A 385-nucleotide genomic window follows, 5' to 3' on the forward strand; every position below is an offset into this window, starting at 1 on the left:
TTTTCATCCATAGCGGCTAAAACAGCCTCTCTGGCTTGCTCTCTGTTTTCATAGCGAATAATGCCTTGCCGATTGGCCAAAGCAACAAGGTGGTTTGTCTTCCAGTCTAGAAGGAGGCTTCTGGGATAAGCCTCAGGAGCCTTGTCGATGAGAGTGTGGCAATTAGGGCATAGTAAAAGAAGGTTTTCAAAAGAGTCTGCTTCAAATTCCTCTTCAGGTCTCTCCTCATGCCTTGGCCCCTTATTACCATGGGGAATGACATGTGCCATTTCCCCGATATGCTTATAACCGCCCATCTCTTGAGGAAACAGTGGTTTATGACAATCAGGATGCTGACAATGCCCTGCTGATGCAGAAAACAATTGTAATTTGATTTCATTTGGGA

At 45.2% G+C, this 385-nt stretch carries 1 protein-coding gene; it reads right to left on the reverse strand.

Going from position 1 to position 385, the window contains the following annotated elements:
• The coding region (locus HFC70_RS26695; RefSeq protein ID WP_210259480.1) for an HNH endonuclease at positions 1–385 on the reverse strand (385 nt) is incomplete at both ends.

Source organism: Agrobacterium sp. a22-2 (assembly GCF_012276985.1).
Lineage (GTDB): Bacteria > Pseudomonadota > Alphaproteobacteria > Rhizobiales > Rhizobiaceae > Allorhizobium.